This is a genomic window from Pelomicrobium sp. P1 (assembly GCF_052805615.1).
Genome location: NZ_JBRBEM010000009.1, coordinates 57,272 through 75,250 on the forward strand (window position 1 = coordinate 57,272; position 17,979 = coordinate 75,250).

The window sequence follows — 17,979 nt, forward strand, 5'->3', positions numbered from 1 at the left end:
TGTCGTATCTCATCGCCCCAGGCACCTGCGCAACTGCTCGAGACCTCGCCGGATCCATGTCTTGACCGTGCCCAGGGGCTCGCCCATGTGCTGTGCCAGCTCTTCATGGGTTAGGCCCTGGTAGTAGGCGAGGGCAATCGCCTGGCGTTGGCGCGATTGGAGCCGCGCCAGGCACTCCTGCAGCACCCGTGCCGCGGTGGAGGAAAGCATTCGATCCGGCGGATCCGCATGCTCGTCCTCCACGGCCAGCTCCGAGAACGCTTCACCTTCCAAGGGAGTCTCTGGATCGACCCGCCGCAGCCAATCCAGCGCCCGGTTACGCAAAATCGCAGCCATCCAGGCGAGGGCCTCGCCTCGCTCCGGCCGATAATCCGCGGCATGGCGCCATACCGCTAGGAAACAGTCCTGGAGGACGTCTTCGGCCCAATCCCGGCGCCTGAGCATGCGCAGCGCCAGGGCAAACAGCCGAGGCGAGGTCAAGCGATAAAGCCGCTCCAGAGCCCTCTCGTCCCGCAGCGCACAGCGCGCGAGCAACCGGGCGGGCGTGTCCTCGGCATCGAGCGCCGTAGAAGCCTTTTGGCGGGATCGGACCATAGCTTCTCCCGTCGACGAAGGCCGAATCGGGCCCGGCCTTCGCCAGCAGTATATATAGTTAAGATAATGCCCGCTTGCGGCCGGCAGCGCTGCAGGCTCGTCCTTTGGCATACAATTTTCTTAGTACGGATGACGAGAGCGGCTGGATTCAGCCCTCGGAGCTCAAAGCCCTTGGAGGTGGAGTGTGGAACGACCCCTCTGGACCCCATCGCCGCAACGCATCGCTAGAGCCAACCTGACTGCCTTCATGGCCCACGTGGGCGCCCGATGGGGCGTGGAGGCCCAGGACTACGGGGGCTTCTATCGGTGGTCCATCGAACAGCCTGAGCGGTTCTGGGTCTCGGTGTGGGATTTCTGCGGCGTCGTCGCTGAAACCCGGGGCGAGCGGGTGCTGGTGGACGGGGACAAAATGCCCGGAGCCCGCTTCTTTCCGGACGCGCGGCTTAACTTCGCCGAAAACTGCTTGCGCCGACGGGACGAGGCGCTGGCCCTCGTCTTCCGGGACGAGGCGGGGCGCAGGCGCCGCCTCACCCACGCCAAGCTCTACGACGAGGTCTCGCGCCTGGCACAAGCCCTCGCCGCCGCGGGGGTGCGCCCCGGCGACCGGGTCGCGGGCTTCTTGCCCAACCTGCCCGAGACGGTGATCGCCATGCTCGCGGCCGCGAGCCTGGGGGCCGTGTGGTCTTCCTGCTCCCCAGACTTCGGCGTGCAAGGGGTGCTGGACCGCTTCGGCCAGATCGAGCCCAAGGTGCTCTTCACCGCCGACGGCTATCACTACGGCGGGAAAGCCTTCGATTCCCTCGCTCGGGCGGCGGAGTTCGTCCCGCGGTTGCCCAGCGTAGAGCGGGTGGTGGTGGTGCCCTACATGAGCGAGCGCCCGGACGCGGGCCGGGTGCCCAAGGGAATCCACCTCGCCGAGTTTATCGCCCCGTATTCGCCCCAGGATATCCCATTCGCCCGCCTGCCCTTCCACCACCCCCTCTACATCCTCTACTCTTCCGGCACCACCGGCGTGCCCAAGTGCATCGTCCACGGCGCCGGCGGCACTCTGCTCCAGCACCTGAAGGAGCACCAGCTACACACCGACCTCAAGCCCGGCGACCGGCTTTTTTATTTCACCACCTGCGGCTGGATGATGTGGAACTGGCTCGCCTCGGGCCTGGCCTCGGAAGCGACGCTCATGCTCTACGACGGCTCCCCCTTTCATCCTGGCCCCACCGCTTTGTTCGATTACATCGACGCCGAGGACATCACCGTGTTCGGCACCTCCGCCAAGTACCTCGACGCGGTGAAAAAGGCTGGGCTAACGCCCATAGAGACCCATCGCCTCGCCTCTCTCAAAACGATCCTCTCCACCGGCTCGCCGCTTCTGCCCGAGTCCTTCGATTACGTGTACGACAAGGTGAAAAAGGACCTGCTCCTTTCTTCCATCTCCGGCGGCACCGATATCGTCTCCTGCTTCGTCCTGGGCTGCCCCCTGCTGCCGGTGTGGCGCGGAGAGATCCAGTGCCGGGGCCTCGGCATGAAGGTGGAGGTGTTCGACGAGGAAGGCCGCCCGCTTCCCCCGGGCGAGAAAGGGGAGCTGGTGTGCACCGCCCCCTTCCCCTCCATGCCGGTCGGCTTCTGGAACGACCCTGATGGGGTCAAGTACCGCGCCGCCTACTTCGAGCGCTTTCCCGGCGTGTGGCACCACGGGGATTACGCGGCCCTCACGGAGCATGACGGGGTCGTCATCTACGGGCGCTCGGACGCGGTGCTCAACCCGGGGGGCGTACGCATCGGCACCGCCGAGATCTATCGCCAGGTGGAGCAGTTGCCCGAGGTGGTAGAGAGCCTGGTGATCGGCCAGGACTGGCCGCCCGATCACCCTACCGATGTGCGGGTAGTGCTGTTCGTGCGCCTCAAGGAGGGCCTCACCCTGGATCAGGCGCTCATCGACATAATCAAGCGCCAGATCCGGGAAAACACCACGCCCCGCCACGTCCCCGCCAGGATCGTGCAGGTGACCGACATCCCCCGCACCAAATCGGGCAAGATCGTGGAGCTCGCCGTGCGCAACGTGGTGCACGGCCGGCCGGTGAAGAACCTGGAGGCGCTCGCCAACCCCGAGGCCCTGGAGCAGTTCCGCAACCGGCCCGAGCTGCGGGATTGAAGCACGCCCCGCCGTTGACTTATACCCTGGTGGGGTATAAGATGACTGCGCTCGCCGGAGGCCGCCCGGGCCAGGCAGGGAGGAATACCCTTGAACGCGCCGTACCGCAAATCGCTGGAGCTTCCCGTCGCGGGCATGACCTGCGCGGCCTGCGCCGCCCGGATCGAGAAGGTGCTGAACCGCCTACCCGGGGTGCAGGCCGCGGTCAACTTCAACGCGGAGAAGGCGCGGGTGGAGTTCGACCCGGCACTGATCCCACCCGAAGCCCTCGAGGAAGCCATCGAGCGGGCGGGCTACCAGGTGCCCGCCCGTACCGTGGAGCTCAAGCTCTCCGGCATGACCTGCGCGGCTTGCGCCGCCCGCATCGAAAAGGTGCTGAACCGCCTGCCCGGGGTGCAGGCGACGGTCAACTTCGCCGCCGAGCGGGCGCGGGTCACCTACTCGCCCGCCCTAGCCGACGTGCCCGCGCTGATCGCGGCGGTGGAGCGCGCCGGCTACGGCGCCGCCGAGCTCACCGAGGAGACCCGCGCCCGGGAGAAAGCCGAGCGCGAGCAGGCTTATCGCCGGGAGCTCAGGCGCTTCTGGATCTCCGCCGCCCTCACCGCGCCGCTCCTCGCCCAGATGGTGCAGATGGCGAGCGGCGTCCACGAGGAGCTTCTGCCGCGATCCCTCCAGTGGCTGCTCGCCACGCCGGTGCAGTTCTGGATCGGCCGCCGTTTCTACATAGGCGCCTGGCACGCCCTGCGGGGAGGCGGGGCCAACATGGACGTGCTCATCGCCCTGGGCACCTCGGCCGCCTATTTCTTCAGCGCGGTGGTGACCGCCTTCTCCCTGGGCCAGCACGTGTATTTCGAAGCGAGCGCCGCCATCATCACTCTGGTGATGCTGGGCAAGCTCCTGGAAGCCCGCGCCAAGGGCAAGACCTCGGCCGCCATCGAGGCGCTGATGCGGCTACAGCCCAAGACCGCCCGGGTGGAGCGGGACGGCCGGGTCCTGGAAGTGGACGCCGCCAGCCTCAAGCCCGGAGACGTGTTCCTGGTGCGGCCCGGGGAGCGCTTCCCGGTGGATGGGGTGGTGATGGAAGGCGCGTCCAGCGTGGACGAATCCATGCTGACCGGCGAGAGCCTGCCCGTCAACAAGCAGCCGGGCAGCCCGGTCTACGCCGGCACCGTGAACCAGCAGGGGTTCCTGCGGCTGCGCGCCACCGGCGTTGGGGCCGAGACCCAGCTTGCTGCCATCGTGCGCATGGTGGAGGAAGCCCAAGGCTCCAAGGCGCCCATCCAGCGCCTGGCGGACCGCATCTCCGGCATCTTCGTCCCCATCGTGGTGATTATCGCCGCCCTGACCCTGGCCGGCTGGTGGGTCGGGAGCGGCGACTTCGCCGGCGCCCTGATCAACGCCGTGGCGGTGCTGGTGATCGCCTGTCCCTGTGCTCTGGGGCTCGCCACTCCCACCGCCATCATGGTGGGCACCGGCCGGGGCGCCCAGGCGGGCGTGCTGGTGAAGAACGCCGCCGCCCTAGAGCGGGCCGAGCGCATCACCACCCTGGTGGTGGACAAGACCGGCACCCTCACCGAAGGGCGCCCGGCGGTCACCGACCTGGTCCCCCTGCCAGGGGTCGCCAAGAGCGAGCTCCTCGCCGTGGCGGCAGCCCTGGAGCAGGCCTCCGAGCACCCCCTCGCCCGGGCCATCGCGGAGCGGGCGAAGGAAGCGGGGGTCGCGCCGCTCCCCCTCGCCGACTTCACCGCGGTGCCCGGCCGGGGCGTGGGCGGGCGCGTCGCGGGGAAGCCCGCGATGCTGGGCTCCCTCGCCCACTTGGAAAGCCAGGGGGTGAAGGTGGACGAGGCCCTGGTGGCGCCCCTGGAAGCCGAGGGCAAGAGCGTGGTGGCAGTGGCTTGGGACGGGCGGCTTCTCGGCGCCATCGCCGTCGCCGACCGGCTGCGTCCCACCTCCCCTCGGGCCGTGGCGCGGCTCAAGGCCATGGGAATCCAGGTGGTGATGCTCACCGGGGACAACCAGGCCACCGCCCGGGCCGTGGCCCGGCAGGCGGGCATCGACCGGTTCCACGCCGGCCTCTCGCCGGAGGAGAAGCGGATCGAGGTGCTGCGCCTCAAGGAAGCGGGCGAAACGGTGGGTATGGTGGGCGACGGCATCAACGACGCGCCGGCCCTCGCCGCCGCAGACGTGAGCTTCGCCATGGGGGCCGGCACCGATGTCGCCATGGAGACCGCCGACATCACCCTCATGCGCAACGACCTGAATGGGGTGGCGGACGCCCTCTCCCTCTCCCGCGCGACCCTGGCCAAGATCCGCCAGAACCTGTTCTTCGCCTTTTTCTACAACGTGCTGGGCATCCCCCTGGCGGCCCTGGGGCTCCTCAACCCGGTGATCGCGGGCGCCGCCATGGCCATGAGTTCCGTGTCGGTGGTGAGCAACGCCCTGCTGCTCCGGCGCTGGCGGCCCGGCGCCGGCCCCGAGGAGCGAAGCCGCGGATCAAGGGAAGCCAGCCGGCCGGTGCCCACGTCCTCCATCACCGGTTAGCGTTTTTTTCGATAAAGGGAGAAAACCATGCAAACGGTCACCCTGAAAGTGAAAGGCATGAGCTGCCAGGGTTGCGTGAAGAGCGTGAAAAGCGTGCTCGAGGGGATCGACGGCGTCGGGAGCGCCGAGGTGTCCCTGGAAAAAGGCGAGGCCCGGGTCGAGTACGACCCGATGCGCACCAACGACGAGGCGCTGCGCGCGGCGATCGAGGGGGCGGGATATGAGGTCGCCGCCGCGTAGCCGATCCGAGCCTCCCCACCCGCCGAAGCGGGTGGTGCAGCCCCGCAAGGAGGCCCTGATGAAGCGCCTCAACCGGATCGAAGGCCAGGTGCGGGGCGTGGCGCGGATGATCGAGGAGGACCGCTACTGCGTGGACATCCTCATCCAGATCTCCGCGCTGCGCTCGGCGCTGGATGCTGTGGCGATGCAGCTCCTGGAGGACCACACCCAGGGGTGCGTGAAGACCGCCATCCGCTCAGGAGACGGGGAAGCGGCCATCGCCGAGCTGATGGAAGTGGTGCGCAAGTTCGCCCGCTGATCTCACCAGAGCTTCCACCAGGGCTTGCGCGACGGGCCGCCCGCCAGGTAGACGCTGCCGGGGAAATTCTGCTCCAGCACCCGGCGCGCGTCGTCCCGCAGCTTGGGCATCCCCAAGGCGTCGTAGGCGCGCACCATGATGGCTAGCGCCTCCTCCAGGGCCGGGGCCTGGGGATAGTTCTCCAGCACGTACTTCGCCCGGTTGGCCGCTGCAACGTAGGCTCCCCGGCGTAGGTAATAGCGGGCTACGTGCATCTCGTGGGAGGCCAGGGCGTTCACCAGGTAGTTCATGCGCGCCCGGGCGTCGGCGGCGTAGCGGCTTTCGGGAAAGCGCGTCACCAGCTCCCGGAAGGCCTCGAAGGCCTCCCGCGCCGCCTTGGGATCCCGGTCGCTGAAGTCGTCGCCCCCCAGGGCGGAGAAAATGCCCAGGTCCGACTGGAAGTTGACCAATCCCTTGAGGTAATAGGCGTAGTCCACGTTCGGGTGGTTGGGGTGCAGCTTGATGAAGCGGTCGGCGGCGTTGATGGCGGAGGCCGTCTCCCCGTCCTTGTAATAGGCGTAGGCGATCTCCAACTGGGCCTGCAAGGCGTAGCGGCCGTAGGGATAGCGCGCTTCCAGCTTCTCGTACAGTTTGACGGCGTTCTGGTAATTGCCGCTGTTGAGCTCCTCCTTCGCCTCGGAATAGAGCCGGCTCGCGGACCAGCCCTCGGTGGGGTCCCCTTCCGCGGGCAAGAGCCCGCAACCCGAAAGGAGGGCAAGCAGCGCGGCGGCCGCAATTCCACGGGCGCAAGCCCGCCGGGATCGGCGGGCGCGGCTTGCAAGTACACTATCGGCCATGGCGGATTCCTCGCTTTCTCCGGCGGATTATAGCGCAGCGCCCTCCCCGCCCCTGCGGCGCCTGCGGGTGGGAGAGAACTGCGCCGGCTTGCGCCTCGACCAGGCCCTCGCCCGGCTCCTGCCGGAATATTCCCGGAGCCGCTTGACCCGTTGGATCCGCGACGGCGCCGTGCGGGTGAACGGGACGCCCCGGGCGGCCAAGGACCGGGTATGGGGTGGAGAGACGGTGGAAGTGGCGCTCCAGCCGGATCCCTGGGAGGCGGCCTACGCCCCCGAGGGACGGCCCCTCGCCATCGTCTACGAGGACGAGGAGATCATCGTCATCGACAAGCCCGCCGGCCTGGTGGTCCACCCCGGCAGCGGAAACTGGGGGGGCACCCTGCTCAACGCCCTGCTCCACCACGCCCCCGCCCTGGCTGGGCTTCCCCGAGCGGGCATCGTCCATCGCCTGGACAAGGAGACCAGCGGGCTGCTGGTGGTGGCGAAGACCCTGGCGGCTCACGCCCACCTCCAGCGGGCCCTGGCCGAGCGCCGCATCCGGCGGGAGTACCTGGCCCTCGCCCTGGGGACCCTACCAGGCAGCCGTACGATCGAAGCGCCCATCGGCCGCCATCCGGTGCACCGCACCCGCATGGCTGTGGTGGAGCCGGGCAAGCCCGCCCTCACCCACGTCCGGGCCCTGGAACGGCTTCCCGGATGCACCCTGATCCTGTGCCGCCTGGAAACCGGTCGCACCCATCAGATCCGGGTCCATCTCCATTCCATCGGCCATCCCCTGGTGGGCGATCCCGTGTACCGGGGGACGCCCAAGGGCCCCGCCGCGGCCCTCCTCGCCGCTTTCCCGCGGCAGGCCCTCCACGCTGCCCGGCTGGTCGTCCCCCACCCGGCCGGCGGGCGCGAGCTGGAGCTGGAGTCGCCGCTGCCCGCCGACATGGCGGCCTTGCTGGAGAGGCTGCGGCGCTCACCATGACGGACGATTCGCTTCAGCCCATCCTACCCGACTGGCCCGCGCCGGACCGGGTGCGGGCGCTCGCGACTACCCGCACCGGGGGCGTGAGCCGCGGCCCCTACGCGTCCCTCAACCTGAGCGAGCACGTGGGGGACGACCCCCGGTGCGTCGCGGAGAACCGGCGCCGGCTGCGGCGGTGGCTGCCCGCCGAGCCCCGCTGGCTCAAGCAGGTCCACGGCGCCACGGTCGCCCGCCTCGACCCGGCCGCAGCCCGCGGCACGCCCGAGGAGAAAGAGGCCGATGCCGCCGTGACCCGCACGCCCGGCGTGGTGTGCGCGGTGCAGGTGGCCGACTGCCTGCCGGTCCTCCTATGCGACCGGGATGCCACCGTGGTAGGCATCGCCCACGCCGGATGGCGGGGATTGGCCTCCGGCGTGATCGAGCGCACGGTGGAGGCGATGGAGGCGGATCCCGCCCGGCTCCTGGCCTGGCTGGGGCCCTGCATCGGCCCCGACAGCTTCGAGGTGGGCGACGAGGTACGGCAGGCGTTCCTGCGCCACGAGACCCGGGCCGCCTTCGCCTTCCTGCCCCGGGACAACGGCAAGTGGCTCGCCAACCTGCCGCTGCTCGCCCGCCAGCGCCTGGACGGCTGCGGGGTGCGGGCGGTCTACGGGGAGGAGGACTGCACCTTCAGCCAACCGCAACGCTTCTATTCCTACCGGCGAGACCGGGTCACCGGGCGCACGGTGGCGCTGGTGTGGCTCACCGATTGAGCCTGCGGTGCGGCTATAATGCGCCGTTTCGCCGCTGCGTCCTTTCCATGTCCCCTTTTGCCTGGATCATCGCCGCCAGCCTCACGGGCGGCCTCTTGAGCGTGCTGGTGGCGGGAGCCCTCACCCTCGCCGCCCGCGCCGCCTGGATTCCCTGGCTGGTGAGCTACGCCATCGGGGCGCTCCTCGGCGCAGCGTTCCTGGAGATGCTGCCGGAAGCCATGGCCCATGGCAGGAGCATCGAGCAGACGAGCGGCATCGTGCTCCTCGGCATCGTGGTGTTCTTCGTGCTGGAGAAGCTGGTGCTGTGGCGCCACCACCACACCCACCATTCGGACGGCCACGACCCGGCGCTCCTGCCCGGGGCCCGCATCCGCAGCGGCATCCTCATCCTCATCGGCGACACCATCCATAACTTCGTCGACGGGATGCTGATCGCCGCCGCCTTCCTCACCAACCTGCACCTGGGCATCGTCACGGCGCTGGCCATCATCGCCCACGAGATTCCCCAGGAAGCCGGCGACTTCCTGGTCCTGCTCCATTCCGGTTTCAGCAAGGCCAAGGCCCTGCTCTTCAACCTGCTCTCCAGCATGGCCATGCTCCTGGGGGCGCTGATCGGCTACGCGGGGCTGGAGAGCATGCGGGAGCTGGTGCCGCCGCTCCTCGGGTTTGCCGCCGCCAGCATGATCTACGTAGCGGTGGCGGACCTGATCCCGGACCTGCACCGTACGCCGGCGCTCAAGGCCGGCGCCATCCAGGTGCTGCTGATCGCCCTGGGCGTGGGATCGATCTGGGCAGTCGGGGCGCTGGTGGGCGGCCACGCCCATTGACAGGCTAAAGAGGCGGCGCCAAGAATAGCTGGGGCTGCGTCCCCGCGCTTTCACCGCACATTCACCCCATGGCTGCGCCCGATCATTCGGCTGGGCCCGCTGCGCCGGCCTCTTCTTCCGGAGGGACGATGGACGCGGGCCGACCAGCGAAAGGCCCCGCCCCCCGCAAGAACGAACCCCAGGCGCAGGCCGCAAAGGGTGCTGGCGCTCCCGTCCCGGAGGCTTCCCCGGCGCTGAAGGTGGCGCTGGATCCCGCCGTTTTGCTCAAGGCCCTCCACCGCCCGCCCCTGGCCGGCGGGGAGATCCTGAGCGCCGTGACGGCCGGGCTCGCCCACGAGCTGGAACGGTGGCTCGACCTGCAAAACCGCTACGGCCAGCGCCACCTGGCGCTGTGGATGCGCCTGCTGGCGGGGCAACTGGGCGCCGAAAGCGACAAAGAAGAAGCCAAGCCCGACCGGCGCTTCCGCAGCCCAGAATGGCGCCGGGAACCCCTTTTCGACTATTTGCGGCGCGCCTACCTGCTCAACGCGGAATGGTTGAACGCCGCCGCGGCCCAGCTTCCCCTGGATGAGGTAGCCAAGCGCAAGGTGCAGTTCTTCACCCGCCAGTGGATCGAGGCCCTCTCCCCCGCCAACTTCCCCGCCACCAATCCGGAAGCCTTGAAGCGGGCCGTGGAAACCGAAGGGGAGAGCCTGCTGCGGGGCCTGAGGAATCTCCTCGCGGACCTGGAGAAAGGGCGCCTCTCCATGACCGACGAATCGGCCTTCGAGGTGGGCCGCAACCTGGCCATCACGCCGGGCGGAGTGATCTACCAGAACGAGGTCATGCAGCTCATCCAGTACGCACCGTCGACGCCCCGGGTGCACGCCCTGCCCCTGCTCATCGTGCCCCCCTTCATCAACAAGTACTACATCCTGGACCTACAACCCGAGGATTCCTTCGTGCGCTTCGCGGTGGAAAACGGGCTCACGGTGTTTCTCATCTCCTGGCGCAACATCCCCCCCGAGCTGGGACATCTCACCTGGGAGGACTACCTGGAGCGGGCCGTGTTCCAGGCCATGGAAGTGGTGGGCGCCGTGGCCGGCGCGCCCCAGATGAACCTGCTGGGCTTTTGCGTCGGCGGCACGCTGCTCGCCACCGCCCTGGCGGTGCTGGCCGCCCGGGGGGACGAGCGGGTGAAGTGCGCCACCTTCCTCACCACCATGCTGGACTTCGAGGACCCGGGGGAGATCTCGGTGTACATCGACGAAGCCTACGTGGCGAGGAAGGAAGCCGAGTACCGGGAAGGCGGGGTCATGCGGGGCGCGGAGCTGGCCGCCGCCTTCGCCAGCCTGCGTCCCCAGGATCTCATCTGGCACTACGTGGTCCACAACTACCTGCTGGGGGAGACGCCGCCCCCCTTCGACCTCCTCTATTGGAATAGCGACGGGGCCAACCTGCCGGGGGCCCTCTATTGCTGGTACGTGCGCCACATGTACCTGCAGAACGAGCTGAAGACACCAGGCGCCCTCACCCTCTGCGGCGTGCCCGTAGACCTGGGAAAGATACGCGTTCCTACCTACTTCCTGGCGGCCAAGGAGGACCACATCGTGCCGTGGCGCGCCGCCTATGCCAGCGCGCGGCTGCTTTCTGGCAAAATTGACTTCATCCTGACGGCGAGCGGCCACATCGCTGGGGTGGTGAACCCGGCGTCGAAGAACCGGCGCAACTACTGGATCAACAAGTTCCGGGCGGCCACTCCCGAGGGCTGGCTGGAAGGCGCCCGCTCCGTGCCCGGAAGCTGGTGGAAGCACTGGATCCGCTGGATCAAGCGGCGCAGCGGCCCCACGGTGCTGGCGCCCGCGGGAGTCGGCAGCGCAGCTTATCCCCCCATCGAGCCGGCGCCCGGGAGCTACGTCAAAGCGCGGTTCGAATGAGCGAGGTCGTCCCAAGCCGATTTCTCGCAGTACCGGAGCAACCACAGGAGGACATACCATGGCACAAAGAGTCGCAGTGGTCACCGGCGGGATGGGCGGGCTGGGCGAATACATCTGCATGCGGCTTGCCGACCAGGGCTGCAAGGTGGTCGCCACCCACTCTCCGGGCAACAAGAAAGTGGCCGAATGGACCGCCGAAATGAAGGCCAAGGGCTACACGTTCTACACCGTGGGGGTGGACGTGGCGGACTACGAGTCGTGCGCGGCCGCCATGCAGCAGGTGCAGAAAGACGTGGGGCCGGTGGACATCCTGGTCAACAACGCCGGCATCACCCGGGACATGACCTTCAGGAAGATGACCAAGGCCGATTGGGATGCGGTGATCCGCACCAACCTGGATTCCTGCTTCAACATGACCAAGCAGGTGTGCGACGGCATGGTGGAGCGGGGCTGGGGCCGCATCATCAACATCTCCTCGGTGAACGGCCAGAAGGGCGCCTTCGGCCAGACCAATTACTCGGCCGCCAAGGCCGGCATGCACGGCTTCACCAAGGCGCTAGCCCTGGAAGTGGCGAAAAAGGGGGTGACGGTCAACACCATCTCGCCGGGCTATATCGGTACCAAGATGGTCCTGGCGATCCCCCAAGATGTGCTGGAGAGCAAGATCCTGCCCCAGATCCCGGTGGGACGCCTGGGCAAGCCGGAGGAAGTGGCCGGCCTGGTGGCCTACCTCGCTTCGGACGAAGCAGCCTACGTGACGGGGGCCAACTTCGCCATCAACGGCGGACAGCACATGTACTGAGGGAAACGGGCGTTCTCCACGCCCGCGGTCTCTCCTTTCGCCATCCAAAAAAAAGCCCCGGTGGTTGCCCACCGGGGCGTCAGTTCCTTTATCTGAGGAGAGAGTCCCCAGGATAAAGGAGGAGGAGGAGCCGTTTCAGTCCTTCTTGGCGCTGCCGGTCGCTTTCTTGACCGCCTCGCCGGTGGCGGCGGTGGCGGCCTTGACGCCGGCGTCCGCCAGTTCTGCCATCTGCTTGGCCGCCTTGGTCATGGTATCCAGGGCGGTTTGAGCGGCGGCGATGGTGGTCTTGAGGGCCGTGACCGCGATCTCGCTGCCCGGCGGCGCGCCCGCGCTGGCTTTTTCCAGGGCGCCCTGCATTTCCTTGCCCACGCTCTGCATCTGCTGCTCGAACAGCTTCGCCAGCTCGCCCTGGGCTTGGGAGGCCACTTCGTAGACGCTGCGGGCGTACTTGAGCGCGTTCTCGATGTTCGACTCGGCGATCTTGAGCCTGAGGCTCGCCGCGCTCTGCACGTCCTTGGCCTCGGCCAGGGCGCGGGCGGTTTTCGCGTACTCTTCCATCGCGGCGCGAGCCGCCTCCAATTGCAGGCGGACCAGCTTCTCGGCGCTGTCCATGGACAGCTTGGCGAACTTCAGGGCCGCTTCCACGTTGCCTTTGCCCAGATCGGAAAACTGCTCAGGAATCTTGACCATGATAACCTCCATCGCTCCTTCGGCGGATGCTCGAAAAAACCTTGTTGCTGCATTGCACAATTCCATTGTAGGCTGCTGGAAAGGCTGCTGTCAAGGATTATTGCGCAGTGCAGCAAAAAGGCTGCCCGGCCCCGGTTCTCCCGGGCGGTTCCGAGCGTCCGCGGGCTTGCTGTATTTATAGCAGGCTTTCTGTAATATATTGATTTGTCTTTTGTTGCGGGTGCCGCCATGAGCGAAGGGGTCCGTCTCATCAAGAAGTACCCGAATCGCCGCCTGTACGACACGGCGGCCAGCAGCTACATCACCCTGGCCGACGTCAAGCAGCTCGTTCTGGACCACGTGGAATTCCGGGTGGTGGACGCCAAGACCAACGAGGATTTGACGCGCAGCATCCTGCTGCAGATCATCCTGGAGGAGGAAAGCGGGGGCGTGCCCATGTTCTCCCGGGACATGCTGTCCCAGATCATCCGCTTCTACGGCCATGCGATGCAGGGGATGATGGGCAGTTACCTGGAAAAGAACATCCAGACCTTCATCGACATGCAGAAGCGGCTGCAGGAGCAATCCAAGGCCATGTACGGGGAGAATCCCCTTTTCAACTCCGACGCCTGGGCCCAGTTCCTCAAGATCCAGGGTCCCGCCATCCAGGGATTGCTCTCCAATTATCTGGAGCAAAGCGCCAACCTGTTCCTCGAAATGCAGCAGCAGTTGCAGAAGCAGACCCGCAACCTCTTCGGCGGCTTCCCATTCCCCGGCTTCCAAACGCCCAGCGAGCCCGAGTCCAAGCCGTCATCCGCGCCTGACACCTCGAGCGCGGGTGAATCCACGGAGCAGGGCAAGAAGAACCCTTAAAGCGCCGTCCCCTGGCTCGCAGCACGATGTCTCCTGCCCGCCGCCTTCGCCGCCGCGCGCCCCGGGTCGGTTTCGTCTCCCTGGGCTGTCCCAAGGCCCTGGTGGATTCCGAGCGCATCTTGACCCAACTGCGCGCGGAGGGGTACGACATCGCGCCCACTTACGACGGCGCGGACCTGGTGGTGGTCAACACCTGCGGCTTCATCGAAGCCGCGGTGGAGGAATCCCTGGCGGCCATCGGCGAAGCCTTGGCAGAGAACGGGCGGGTGATCGTGACCGGCTGCCTGGGCGCCAAGGGGACGCTGGTGCAACGAACCCACCCCCGGGTGCTGGCGGTGACCGGCCCTGAGGCCCTGGACGAAGTGATGGCGGCGGTGCATCGCCATCTCCCCAAGCCCCACGATCCCTTCCTCGATCTGGTGCCGCCCCAGGGACTGCGGCTCACGCCCCGCCATTACGCGTATCTCAAGATTTCGGAGGGGTGCAACCACCGCTGCACCTTCTGCATCATTCCGTCCCTGCGGGGCGACCTGGTGAGCAGGCCCGTCGGCGAGGTGATGCGGGAGGCGGAGGCGCTGGTGGAATCGGGCGTGAAGGAGCTGCTGGTCATCGCCCAGGACACGAGCGCCTACGGGGTGGACGTGAGGTACCGCACCGGCTTCTGGAACGGCCGGCCGGTGAAGACCCGCTTCGCCGACCTCGTTCGGGCTCTCTCCGGGCTGGGGGTCTGGGTCCGGCTACACTACGTCTATCCCTATCCCCATGTGGACGAGGTGCTCCCCCTGATGGCGGAAGGCAAGGTCCTGCCGTACCTGGACGTGCCGTTCCAGCACGCGAGCCCGCGCATCTTGAAGCTCATGAAGCGCCCCGCCAGCGGCGAGGACAACCTCCAGCGCATCCGCGCCTGGCGGACCCAGGTGCCGGGGCTCACGATCCGCAGCACCTTCATCGTGGGCTTTCCGGGGGAGACGGAGGCGGAGTTTGAGGCGCTGCTCCGGTTCCTGGAAGAAGCCGAGCTGGACCGGGTGGGCTGCTTCGCCTACTCGCCGGTGGAGGGCGCCGCCGCCAACGCCCTGCCCGATCCCGTGCCGGAAGAGGTGAAAGAAGCGCGGCGCTCGCGTCTCATGGAGGTCCAGGCGCGGGTGAGCCGCAAGCGGCTGGCCCGCAAGGTGGGCGCCAGGATGCCTGTCCTGATCGACCAGGTGACCCCGCGCCACGCCCTGGGCCGCGGCCCCGGCGATGCGCCGGAGATCGACGGCGTCGTGCGGGTGGAGGGAGCGTCTGGGCTCAAACCGGGAGACCTGGTGGAAGTGACCATCACCGGCTCGGACACCCACGATCTGCGCGCCATCCCCGTTGGACGGGCGCCGCAGCAGGTCGCGCGGACGGCAGCAGGCTGACACCCGTCTCGGAATCAACCAAGGATGAGCGGGTAACGCCGCCTTTGTCCGTGAAAATCCGTGTCCATCCGGGCTAGCCTTTCTTCCCCGTCTCCCCTCCCCGCAGCGCCGCCGACTGGGCGTTGAAGAGCTCGGTGAGCTGGCGCAGGAACTCGTTCAACGGGGCGGCGGCAAAAGGGTTGGGAGCGAACGCCCGGGCGAAAAGGTCAGCGGTGGCGCCGCCAGCTGGGTAGGACGTCAAGAGGCGCTGAAAGGTCTGCATCATCTCGGCGTAGCTCGCGCCGATGCGGGACAGCTCCCGCACGTTGGCCACGAACACCTCCGATTCCCCACCGCCGATCACCTCGTTGATGCGGTACATGAGGGCCCGCCGGGATTCCCACGGGTCGTTGCTGTTGGCGAGATAGACGCGCAGGTCCTTGAGCAGGGTCTGGACGTTTTCCGGAAGCTGTTCCATCGGCGTCTCCTCATCGGCTTTCATTCTCTACGAGTATGGCCCGGGGAGGTGAGGAAGGCCAGCACCTCCTCGAGGCGGCGGGTGCGTCCCATGGGGGGCAGGCTCGCCAGGATGCGGCGGCCGTAGGAGCGGGTGAGGAGCCTCGGATCGCAGATCATGAGCACCCCCCGGTCGGTCTCGCTGCGGATGAGGCGTCCCGCGCCCTGCTTCAGGGTGATCACCGCCTCCGGGAGCTGATAGTCGTTGAACGGGTCGCCCCCCGCCGCCCGCAAATGCTCGAGCCGGGCGGCGAACACGGGATCGTCGGGCGGCGCGAAGGGCAGCTTGTCGATCACCACCACGGACAACTGCTCCCCTGGCACGTCCACGCCCTCCCAGAACGACTGGCTCCCGAGCAGGATGGCGTGGTTCGCGTTGCGGAAACGATCCAGCATGGCCGAGCGGGATCCCTCCCCCTGGAGCAGCACGGGATAGTCCAGGCCCTCCCGCGCCAGGGCTTCCTTGAGCAGCCCGTGGGCCCGCTGCATGGCCTTGAGGGAGGTGAACAGGAGAAACGCCCGTCCCCGGCTCGCTTTGAGCACCGGCAGCGCCGCCCGGGTCACCGCCTCGGTGTGGTCCGAATGGGCCGGCTCCGGCAGTCCCTCGGGCAGGTATAGGAGGGCGTGGTTCGGGTAATCGAAGGGGCTTTCCCAGCTCGCCGTGGCCGCCCCGTCGAGCCCCAGCTCCCGGCAGTAATGGTCGAAGCGGCCGGCAACGGACAAGGTGGCCGAGGTGAAGATCCACGCCCGGGGCGGGCTCGCGATCTGCCGGCTGAAGACGGAGGCCACCGAAAGGGGCGTGCGGTGAAGCTGCAGCGCCTGATGAAAGGCCTCCACCCAGCGCACCGACTCGTCCGCCTCCTCCGACCGCCAGCGGACGAGGAGGGCCGAGAGTCGCGCCGCCCGCTCATGGCAATGGGCCAGGCCCTCGGCCCGGGCCACCTGGGATTCCAGCAGGCGCTCGAGCCGTGCGAGGGCCTCGGCCACTGCGTCCAGCGCGGGGCCAAACCCGGGCCGCTCCATGGCCTGGCGGGCGGGCCACCGGCCGGGGGCCTCGCCCACCGCCAGGCGAAGATCCCGGGCGGCCTTGTCCAGGGCCTGGGCCGCCTCGGGCAGGCGCTGGAAGTCCCGGGCCGCCGCCGCGCCTTCCGCCCGGGCGTCCCGGGCCAGCTCGATCAATTGACCGCTTCCTACGCTTTCGCCGAAGAAAAGGGTGGCGGTCTCCGGGAGCTGGTGAGCCTCGTCGAACACCACCGTGTTACACGCGGGCAGGAGCTCCGCGACGCCCACGTCCCGCAGCACCAGGTCGGCGAAAAAGAGGTGGTGGTTCACCACCACCACGTCCGCCGCCAGCGCTGCGCGCCGGGCCCGCATGAGGAAACAGCGGTCGTAATACGGGCAGCCGGTCCCCAGGCAGTTGTCCCGGGTGGACGTGACCGCTGGCCACACGGGGGAGTCCTCGGGCACATCGGGTAGCTCCGCCCGGTCCCCGGTCCCGGAAACGGCCGCGAATTGGCGCACCCGCTCGAGGTGGGCCGCCGCTTCCCGGCTGGCGAAGCGAGCTTCCGCTAGGCTGCGCTGCAGATGGTGCTGGCACACGTAGTTGGCGCGTCCCTTGAGCAGGGCCACGGTCACCGGAAGCCCCAGGGCGGCCCGCACCGTGGGCAGGTCCCGGTGGTAGAGCTGGTCCTGGAGCGTTTTGGTTCCAGTGGAAAGGATCACCTTGCCGCCGCGGATTAGAGCGGGCACCAGGTAGGCGAAGGTCTTACCCGTGCCGGTGCCCGCCTCCGCCACCAGGATCCGGCGCTCCTCAATGGCTCGGGCGATGACGCTCGCCATCTCCAGTTGCTGGGGCCGGGCACGATAGTGGGGAATGCGGCGGGCGAGGGGCCCGTCCTCGGCGAAGACGCGCTCCAGATCGAGCATGACGGCGGAGAGTTTCTCCGCGAGTCTACCATGGCAAGGGCCGTGCGGCTCGCGCCCAGGTTCCTTAAAATCCGGGTGAGCCCTTTTCGTCTCCGGTTTGCATGAACGCGGCCAACGCCATCACCCTGCTCCGGCTGTGCCTGGTGCCGGCTCTCGCCTATTTCCTGCTGCAGGGGAACCACGCCCTCGCCTTCTGGGCGTTCGTGGTCGCGGCGGCGAGCGACGCCCTGGACGGCTTCGTGGCGCGCCGCTTCGACCAGCGCACCTCCATCGGGGCGGTGCTGGACCCCATGGCCGACAAGCTGCTGATCTTTGCCACCGTGCTGGGGCTCGCCTGGATCCAGGTGCTGCCCCTGTGGCTCGCGGCCCTGATGCTGGGCCGGGACTTTGTGCTCGTGGTGGGCGCGGTGAGCTACCGCCTGGCGATCGGCTCCTACCACATGCAGCCCACCGTCTTGGGGAAGACCTGCACCTTCTTCCAGTTCGCCCTGCTGCTCCTGCTGCTCGCGGACGTCGCCGGCTACGTGGAGGCGGAGCCCGCGCACGCGCCCCTGTTCGCCCTGGTGGCCCTGTTCACCGTGCTCTCCGGCGTCCATTACGTCTGGCTGTGGGGCCGCAAAGCGGCCCGGCACGAAGGCTGACGCCGGCGAGCGGGTCCTTGATTTCCATCAAGTCCCCGCCGGGGCGG

Annotated in this window: 17 protein-coding genes; 12 read left to right on the forward strand and 5 right to left on the reverse strand. The window is 68.0% G+C overall.

The features are described 5' to 3' along the window. Positions 1–9 precede the first annotated feature (9 nt). Entirely contained in the window at positions 10–594 is a 585-nt protein-coding gene (locus tag ACUVYZ_RS10195; protein ID WP_439934392.1) for a sigma-70 family RNA polymerase sigma factor, read from the reverse strand. 247 nt (positions 595–841) lie between these two features. On the opposite strand from ACUVYZ_RS10195, the gene ACUVYZ_RS10200 reads away from it, so the two are divergent. From ACUVYZ_RS10200 to ACUVYZ_RS10215, 4 genes are all read left to right on the forward strand, one after another. Beyond that, positions 842–2,746, forward strand: coding sequence for an acetoacetate--CoA ligase (locus ACUVYZ_RS10200; protein ID WP_439934448.1), 1,905 nt, complete (start codon positions 842–844; stop codon positions 2,744–2,746). Between the two features lie 90 nt (positions 2,747–2,836). Then, a complete protein-coding gene (locus ACUVYZ_RS10205) occupies positions 2,837–5,287 on the forward strand; it encodes a heavy metal translocating P-type ATPase (RefSeq protein WP_439934391.1) in 2,451 nt (816 codons plus the stop codon). A 27-nt stretch (positions 5,288–5,314) separates the two neighbouring features. After that, a complete protein-coding gene (locus ACUVYZ_RS10210) occupies positions 5,315–5,527 on the forward strand; it encodes a heavy-metal-associated domain-containing protein (protein ID WP_439934390.1) in 213 nt (70 codons plus the stop codon). 58 nt (positions 5,528–5,585) lie between these two features. Continuing rightward, positions 5,586–5,825 (forward strand): metal-sensitive transcriptional regulator, encoded by a 240-nt coding sequence (locus ACUVYZ_RS10215; RefSeq protein WP_439934389.1) that lies wholly within the window; start codon positions 5,586–5,588, stop codon positions 5,823–5,825. A gap of 2 nt (positions 5,826–5,827) precedes the next feature. Here the strand turns inward: ACUVYZ_RS10215 and ACUVYZ_RS10220 are convergent, their stop codons facing one another. Next, positions 5,828–6,661, reverse strand: a complete 834-nt coding sequence (locus ACUVYZ_RS10220) for an outer membrane protein assembly factor BamD (protein WP_439934388.1) — start codon at positions 6,659–6,661, stop codon at positions 5,828–5,830. Here ACUVYZ_RS10220 and rluD point away from each other — a divergent pair. The 5 genes from rluD to phbB all read left to right on the forward strand — a co-directional run bounded on the left by rluD (position 6,660) and on the right by phbB (position 11,928). Next, positions 6,660–7,631, forward strand: coding sequence for a 23S rRNA pseudouridine(1911/1915/1917) synthase RluD (gene rluD / locus ACUVYZ_RS10225; RefSeq protein ID WP_439934387.1), 972 nt, complete (start codon positions 6,660–6,662; stop codon positions 7,629–7,631). The genes ACUVYZ_RS10220 and rluD overlap by 2 nt on opposite strands. Further along, positions 7,628–8,383, forward strand: coding sequence for a peptidoglycan editing factor PgeF (gene pgeF, locus ACUVYZ_RS10230; protein ID WP_439934386.1), 756 nt, complete (start codon positions 7,628–7,630; stop codon positions 8,381–8,383). Before rluD ends, pgeF begins: the two co-directional genes overlap by 4 nt. Before the next feature lie 47 nt (positions 8,384–8,430). Beyond that, positions 8,431–9,210 carry a ZIP family metal transporter gene (locus ACUVYZ_RS10235; RefSeq protein ID WP_439934385.1) on the forward strand — a complete coding sequence of 260 codons (780 nt, stop codon included), beginning with the start codon at positions 8,431–8,433 and terminating at the stop codon, positions 9,208–9,210. A gap of 128 nt (positions 9,211–9,338) precedes the next feature. Next, positions 9,339–11,126, forward strand: a complete 1,788-nt coding sequence (locus ACUVYZ_RS10240; RefSeq protein ID WP_439934384.1) for a PHA/PHB synthase family protein — start codon at positions 9,339–9,341, stop codon at positions 11,124–11,126. 58 nt (positions 11,127–11,184) lie between these two features. Next, complete coding sequence (gene phbB / locus ACUVYZ_RS10245; protein WP_439934383.1) at positions 11,185–11,928, forward strand: beta-ketoacyl-ACP reductase; 744 nt, start codon at positions 11,185–11,187, stop codon at positions 11,926–11,928. 135 nt (positions 11,929–12,063) lie between these two features. On the opposite strand, the gene ACUVYZ_RS10250 is transcribed toward phbB, so the two are convergent. Next, a complete protein-coding gene (locus ACUVYZ_RS10250) occupies positions 12,064–12,618 on the reverse strand; it encodes a phasin family protein (RefSeq protein ID WP_439934382.1) in 555 nt (184 codons plus the stop codon). Positions 12,619–12,846: 228 nt separating this feature from the next. Here ACUVYZ_RS10250 and phaR point away from each other — a divergent pair, with 228 nt between their 5' ends. Both phaR and rimO read left to right on the forward strand, forming a co-directional pair. After that, positions 12,847–13,470, forward strand: coding sequence for a polyhydroxyalkanoate synthesis repressor PhaR (gene phaR, locus ACUVYZ_RS10255; RefSeq protein ID WP_439934381.1), 624 nt, complete (start codon positions 12,847–12,849; stop codon positions 13,468–13,470). A gap of 26 nt (positions 13,471–13,496) precedes the next feature. Beyond that, positions 13,497–14,870 (forward strand): 30S ribosomal protein S12 methylthiotransferase RimO, encoded by a 1,374-nt coding sequence (gene rimO / locus ACUVYZ_RS10260; protein WP_439934380.1) that lies wholly within the window; start codon positions 13,497–13,499, stop codon positions 14,868–14,870. A 73-nt stretch (positions 14,871–14,943) separates the two neighbouring features. On the opposite strand, the gene ACUVYZ_RS10265 is transcribed toward rimO, so the two are convergent. Then, positions 14,944–15,327, reverse strand: coding sequence for a hypothetical protein (locus ACUVYZ_RS10265; protein WP_439934379.1), 384 nt, complete (start codon positions 15,325–15,327; stop codon positions 14,944–14,946). Positions 15,328–15,347: 20 nt separating this feature from the next. Further along, positions 15,348–17,291 (reverse strand): ATP-dependent DNA helicase, encoded by a 1,944-nt coding sequence (locus ACUVYZ_RS10270; protein ID WP_439934378.1) that lies wholly within the window; start codon positions 17,289–17,291, stop codon positions 15,348–15,350. 101 nt (positions 17,292–17,392) lie between these two features. Here ACUVYZ_RS10270 and ACUVYZ_RS10275 point away from each other — a divergent pair, with 101 nt between their 5' ends. Beyond that, on the forward strand, positions 17,393–17,932 hold the full coding sequence (locus ACUVYZ_RS10275) for a CDP-alcohol phosphatidyltransferase family protein (RefSeq protein ID WP_439934377.1): 540 nt from the start codon (positions 17,393–17,395) through the stop codon (positions 17,930–17,932). Positions 17,933–17,979 lie beyond the last annotated feature (47 nt).

Excerpts from the sequence above, each read along its gene's own strand:
- ACUVYZ_RS10210 (WP_439934390.1), top strand. The coding sequence starts at position 5,315 with ATGCAAACGGTCACCCTGAAAGTGAAAGGCATGAGCTGCCAGGGTTGC.
- rimO (WP_439934380.1), top strand. The coding sequence starts at position 13,497 with ATGTCTCCTGCCCGCCGCCTTCGCCGCCGCGCGCCCCGGGTCGGTTTC.
- phbB (WP_439934383.1), top strand. The coding sequence starts at position 11,185 with ATGGCACAAAGAGTCGCAGTGGTCACCGGCGGGATGGGCGGGCTGGGC.
- ACUVYZ_RS10220 (WP_439934388.1), bottom strand. The coding sequence starts at position 6,661 with ATGGCCGATAGTGTACTTGCAAGCCGCGCCCGCCGATCCCGGCGGGCT.
- ACUVYZ_RS10265 (WP_439934379.1), bottom strand. The coding sequence starts at position 15,327 with ATGGAACAGCTTCCGGAAAACGTCCAGACCCTGCTCAAGGACCTGCGC.
- ACUVYZ_RS10195 (WP_439934392.1), bottom strand. The coding sequence starts at position 594 with ATGGTCCGATCCCGCCAAAAGGCTTCTACGGCGCTCGATGCCGAGGAC.
- ACUVYZ_RS10240 (WP_439934384.1), top strand. The coding sequence starts at position 9,339 with ATGGACGCGGGCCGACCAGCGAAAGGCCCCGCCCCCCGCAAGAACGAA.
- phaR (WP_439934381.1), top strand. The coding sequence starts at position 12,847 with ATGAGCGAAGGGGTCCGTCTCATCAAGAAGTACCCGAATCGCCGCCTG.
- ACUVYZ_RS10235 (WP_439934385.1), top strand. The coding sequence starts at position 8,431 with ATGTCCCCTTTTGCCTGGATCATCGCCGCCAGCCTCACGGGCGGCCTC.
- ACUVYZ_RS10270 (WP_439934378.1), bottom strand. The coding sequence starts at position 17,291 with ATGCTCGATCTGGAGCGCGTCTTCGCCGAGGACGGGCCCCTCGCCCGC.
- ACUVYZ_RS10215 (WP_439934389.1), top strand. The coding sequence starts at position 5,586 with ATGAAGCGCCTCAACCGGATCGAAGGCCAGGTGCGGGGCGTGGCGCGG.
- ACUVYZ_RS10250 (WP_439934382.1), bottom strand. The coding sequence starts at position 12,618 with ATGGTCAAGATTCCTGAGCAGTTTTCCGATCTGGGCAAAGGCAACGTG.
- ACUVYZ_RS10275 (WP_439934377.1), top strand. The coding sequence starts at position 17,393 with ATGAACGCGGCCAACGCCATCACCCTGCTCCGGCTGTGCCTGGTGCCG.
- ACUVYZ_RS10200 (WP_439934448.1), top strand. The coding sequence starts at position 842 with ATGGCCCACGTGGGCGCCCGATGGGGCGTGGAGGCCCAGGACTACGGG.
- rluD (WP_439934387.1), top strand. The coding sequence starts at position 6,660 with ATGGCGGATTCCTCGCTTTCTCCGGCGGATTATAGCGCAGCGCCCTCC.
- pgeF (WP_439934386.1), top strand. The coding sequence starts at position 7,628 with ATGACGGACGATTCGCTTCAGCCCATCCTACCCGACTGGCCCGCGCCG.